This window comes from Pseudomonas sp. 2VD, assembly GCF_005503585.1.
In the GTDB taxonomy this organism is placed as follows: Bacteria; Pseudomonadota; Gammaproteobacteria; order Pseudomonadales; family Pseudomonadaceae; genus Pseudomonas; species Pseudomonas aeruginosa.
Genome location: NZ_SCND01000406.1, coordinates 1 through 5098, shown reverse-complemented (window position 1 = coordinate 5098; position 5098 = coordinate 1). Strand labels below are relative to the sequence as shown.

The following is a 5098-nucleotide window of genomic DNA, read 5'->3' as shown; positions in this document are numbered from 1 at the left end:
AGCCTGTCCACGCCCTTCATCCGCCGCCCGGTCGCCACCACGCTGCTGACCCTGGCGTTGCTGCTCGCCGGCACCCTGTCGTTCGGTCTGCTGCCGGTGGCGCCGCTGCCCAACGTCGATTTTCCGGCCATCGTGGTCAGCGCCAGCCTGCCGGGCGCCAGCCCGGAAACCATGGCCTCGTCGGTGGCCACGCCGCTGGAGCGCTCGCTGGGACGGATCGCCGGGATCAGCGAGATGACCTCCAGCAGTTCGCTGGGCTCGACCACCGTGGTGCTCGTGTTCGACCTGGAGAAGGACATCGACGGCGCCGCCCGCGAGGTGCAGGCGGCGATCAACGGCGCGATGAGCCTGCTGCCCAGCGGCATGCCGAACAATCCCAGCTACCGCAAGGCCAACCCCTCGGACATGCCGATCATGGTTCTCACCCTGACCTCGGAGACCCAGAGTCGCGGCGAGATGTACGACCTCGCCTCGACCGTGCTGGCGCCGAAGCTGTCGCAGGTGCAGGGGGTAGGGCAGGTGAGCATCGGCGGCAGCTCGCTACCGGCGGTGCGGGTCGACCTCAACCCGGATGCCATGAGCCAGTACGGGCTGTCCCTGGACAGCGTGCGCACGGCCATCGCCGCGGCCAACAGCAACGGCCCCAAGGGCGCCGTCGAGAAGGACGACAAGCACTGGCAGGTGGACGCCAACGACCAGTTGCGCAAGGCCCGCGAGTACGAGCCGCTGGTGATCCACTACAACGCCGACAACGGCGCCGCGGTGCGCCTCGGCGACGTGGCCAAGGTCAGCGACTCGGTGGAGGACGTGCGCAACGCCGGCTTCTCCGACGACCTGCCGGCGGTGCTGCTGATCGTCACCCGCCAGCCCGGCGCCAACATCATCGAGGCCACCGACGCCATCCACGCGCAACTGCCGGTGTTGCAGGAACTGCTCGGGCCGCAGGTCAAGCTGAACGTGATGGATGATCGCAGCCCGTCGATCCGCGCGTCGCTGGAAGAGGCCGAGCTGACCCTGCTGATCTCGGTGGCGCTGGTGATCCTGGTGGTCTTCCTGTTCCTGCGCAACGGCCGCGCCACGCTGATCCCCAGCCTGGCGGTGCCGGTCTCGCTGATCGGCACCTTCGCGGTCATGTACCTGTGCGACTTCAGCCTGAACAACCTGTCGCTGATGGCGCTGATCATCGCCACCGGCTTCGTGGTGGACGACGCCATTGTGGTGGTGGAAAACATCGCCCGACGCATCGAGGAGGGCGATCCGCCGATCCAGGCGGCGATCACCGGCGCCCGCCAGGTCGGTTTCACCGTGTTGTCGATGACGCTCTCGCTGGTCGCGGTGTTCATCCCGCTGCTGCTCATGGGCGGCCTCACCGGGCGGTTGTTCCGCGAGTTCGCGGTGACTCTCTCGGCGGCGATCCTGGTGTCCCTGGTGGTATCCCTGACCCTCACGCCGATGCTCTGCGCGCGTCTGCTGCGTCCGCTGAAACGGCCCGAGGGCGCCTCCCTGGCGCGGCGCAGCGATCGCTTCTTCGCCGCCTTCATGCTGCGCTACCGCGCCAGCCTGGGCTGGGCGCTGGAGCACTCGCGGCTGATGGTGGTGATCATGCTGGCCTGCATCGCCATGAACCTCTGGTTGTTCGTGGTGGTGCCCAAGGGCTTCCTCCCGCAGCAGGACTCCGGGCGCCTGCGCGGCTACGCGGTGGCCGACCAGAGCATCTCGTTCCAGTCCCTGAGCGCGAAGATGGGCGAGTACCGCAAGATCCTCTCTTCCGATCCGGCGGTGGAAAACGTGGTCGGCTTCATCGGCGGCGGCCGCTGGCAGTCGAGCAACACCGGTTCGTTCTTCGTCACCCTCAAGCCGATCGGCGAACGCGACCCGGTGGAGAAGGTCCTCACCCGGCTGCGCGAGCGGATCGCCAAGGTGCCCGGCGCGGCGCTCTATCTCAATGCCGGCCAGGACGTGCGCCTGGGCGGCCGCGACAGCAACGCGCAGTACGAATTCACCCTGCGCAGCGACGACCTGACCCTGCTCCGCGAATGGGCGCCGAAGGTCGAGGCGGCGATGCGCAAGCTGCCGCAGCTGGTGGACGTCAACAGCGACTCCCAGGACAAGGGCGTGCAGACCCGCCTGGTGATCGACCGCGACCGTGCGGCGACCCTGGGGATCAACGTGGAAATGGTCGACGCGGTGCTCAACGATTCCTTCGGCCAGCGCCAGGTGTCGACCATCTTCAACCCGCTGAACCAGTACCGGGTGGTGATGGAGGTCGACCAGCAGTACCAGCAGAGCCCGGAGATCCTCCGCCAGGTCCAGGTGATCGGCAACGACGGCCAGCGCGTGCCGCTGTCCGCGTTCAGCCACTACGAACCGAGCCGGGCACCGCTGGAGGTCAACCACCAGGGCCAGTTCGCCGCCACCACGCTGTCCTTCAACCTGGCACCGGGCGCGCAGATCGGCCCGACCCGCGAGGCCATCATGCAGGCCCTGGAGCCGCTGCACATCCCGGTGGACGTGCAGACCAGCTTCGAGGGCAACGCCGGCGCGGTGCAGGACACGCAGAACCAGATGCCCTGGCTGATCCTCCTGGCGCTGCTGGCGGTGTACATCGTCCTCGGCATCCTCTACGAGAGCTACGTGCACCCGCTGACCATCCTCTCGACCCTGCCTTCGGCCGGGGTCGGCGCGCTGCTCGCGCTGATCCTCTGCCGCAGCGAGCTGAGCCTGATCGCGCTGATCGGCATCATCCTGCTGATCGGCATCGTCAAGAAGAACGCGATCATGATGATCGACTTCGCCCTGGAGGCCGAGCGCAACCACGGCCTGAGCCCGCGCGAGGCGATCCTCGAGGCCTGCATGATGCGCTTCCGGCCGATCATGATGACCACCCTGGCCGCCTTGCTCGGCGCCTTGCCGCTGATCTTCGGCATCGGCGGCGACGCCGCGTTGCGCCGGCCACTGGGCATCACCATCGTCGGCGGGCTGATCGGCAGCCAGTTGCTGACCCTGTACACCACCCCGGTGGTCTACCTCTATCTCGACCGCCTGCGCCACTGGGTCAACCAGAAACGCGGCGTACGCACGGACGGTGCGCTGGAGACACCCCTATGAAACACACCCCCTCGTTGCTCGCCCTGGCCCTGGTCGCCGCCCTCGGCGGCTGCGCCATCGGCCCCGACTACCAGCGACCGGACCTGGCGGTGCCCGCCGAATTCAAGGAAGCCGAAGGCTGGCGCCGCGCCGAGCCGCGCGACGTGTTCCAGCGCGGCGCCTGGTGGGAGCTGTACGGCGACCAGACCCTGAACGACCTGCAGATGCACCTGGAACGTTCCAACCAGACCCTGGCCCAGTCGGTGGCGCAGTTCCGCCAGGCCGAGGCGCTGGTGCGCGGCGCGCGAGCCGCGTTCTTCCCGTCGATCACCGGCAACGTGGGCAAGACCCGTAGCGGCCAGGGCGGCGGCGATAGCACCGTGTTGCTGCCGGGAGGCTCGACGGTGAGCAGCGGCGGCTCTGGCGCGATCAGTACCAGCTACTCGACCAACCTCAGTGTCAGCTGGGAGGTCGACCTCTGGGGCAAGCTGCGCCGGCAACTGGAGGCCAACCAGGCGAGCCTGCATGCCAGCGCCGCCGACCTCGCCGCGGTGCGCCTCAGCCAGCAGTCGCAACTGGCGCAGAACTACCTGCAACTGCGGGTGATGGACGAACAGATCCGCCTGCTCAACGACACGGTGACGGCCTACGAGCGTTCGCTGAAGGTGGCCGAGAACAAATACCGCGCCGGCATCGTCACCAGGGCCGACGTGGCCCAGGCCCGCACCCAGCTGAAAAGCACCCAGGCCCAGGCCATCGACCTGAAGTACCAGCGTGCCCAGCTGGAGCACGCCATCGCCGTGCTGGTCGGCCTGCCGCCGGCGCAATTCAACCTGCCGCCGGTGGCGAGCGTGCCGAAGCTGCCGGACCTGCCGGCAGTGGTGCCGTCGCAATTGCTCGAACGACGGCCGGACATCGCCTCGGCGGAACGCAAGGTGATTTCCGCCAATGCCCAGATCGGCGTGGCCAAGGCCGCCTATTTTCCCGACCTCACCCTGAGCGCCGCCGGCGGCTACCGCAGCGGCAGCCTGAGCAACTGGATCAGCACGCCGAACCGCTTCTGGTCGATCGGCCCGCAGTTCGCCATGACCCTGTTCGACGGCGGCCTGATCGGCTCCCAGGTGGACCAGGCCGAGGCGACCTACGACCAGACCGTGGCGACCTACCGGCAGACCGTGCTCGACGGTTTCCGCGAGGTGGAGGACTACCTGGTGCAATTGAGCGTCCTCGACGAGGAGAGCGGGGTGCAGCGCGAAGCCCTGGAGTCGGCCCGCGAGGCACTGCGCCTGGCCGAGAACCAGTACAAGGCCGGCACCGTCGACTACACCGACGTGGTCACCAACCAGGCCACCGCGCTGAGCAACGAACGCACCGTGCTGACCCTGCTCGGCAGCCGCCTGACCGCCAGCGTCCAGTTGATCGCGGCAATGGGCGGCGGCTGGGACAGCGCCGACATCGAGCGGACCGACGAGCGGCTCGGCCGGGTCGAAGAGGGCCTGCCGCCTTCGCCCTGAGTTCTTCTCGCTGCCTGTTCCTGACGAATGCCTTTCCCCGCTATTGCGCTTGCATGACACACCGCCGTCCGCGTCTCGGCTAGAGTACGGCGGCGGATGTGGAGGTGAATACGTGTCGGGGAAGTTTCCGGAAATGCCCTCGCGCCGAGGCTACTGGCTCGGCTGGTTGTGCCGCCTGGCCATGCTTGGCGGCGTCGCCGCGATGTTCTGGGCGCTGCTGCAATGCTTCGTCCTGCTGCACGGCGATCCGCCGCTCCAGCGCGCCCCGCTGCGGACGCCCTGGACCCTGCTGGCGCTCGGCCTGGCGCTGTTCCTCGCCGGTTTCTGCGGCGAGTACCGGCTGTGGCGGCGCCGCGCCGGTTGCTGAAACCGGCGTCAGGCAGCGCCCGTCGAAGGGAACAGCAGGCGCAGGTGGGTCTTCTGCTGCGGTACGCTTTCCGCTTCGGCGCGGCCGCCGTGGTAGGCCATGATCGATTGCACGATGGCCAGTCCCAGGC

Annotated in this window: 4 protein-coding genes; 3 read left to right on the top strand and 1 reads right to left on the bottom strand. The window is 68.3% G+C overall.

Annotated features, from left to right (window positions below):
* The 3 genes from muxC to FFS27_RS28335 form a co-directional block, all read left to right on the top strand.
* On the top strand, positions 1 to 3108 hold a 3108-nt coding region (muxC, locus tag FFS27_RS28345), incomplete at its 5' end, for a multidrug efflux RND transporter permease subunit MuxC (protein ID WP_256659679.1).
* Positions 3105 to 4601 carry a multidrug efflux RND transporter outer membrane subunit OpmB gene (opmB, locus tag FFS27_RS28340; RefSeq protein WP_003089909.1) on the top strand — a complete coding sequence of 499 codons (1497 nt, stop codon included), beginning with the start codon at positions 3105 to 3107 and terminating at the stop codon, positions 4599 to 4601. The genes muxC and opmB, both read left to right, overlap by 4 nt.
* A gap of 133 nt (positions 4602 to 4734) precedes the next feature.
* Positions 4735 to 4968 (top strand): hypothetical protein, encoded by a 234-nt coding sequence (locus FFS27_RS28335; RefSeq protein WP_016561952.1) that lies wholly within the window; start codon positions 4735 to 4737, stop codon positions 4966 to 4968.
* A gap of 8 nt (positions 4969 to 4976) precedes the next feature.
* On the opposite strand, the gene FFS27_RS33850 is transcribed toward FFS27_RS28335, so the two are convergent.
* Positions 4977 to 5098 (bottom strand): hypothetical protein (locus FFS27_RS33850; RefSeq protein ID WP_243724221.1); only part of this gene is annotated, 122 nt, incomplete at its 5' end.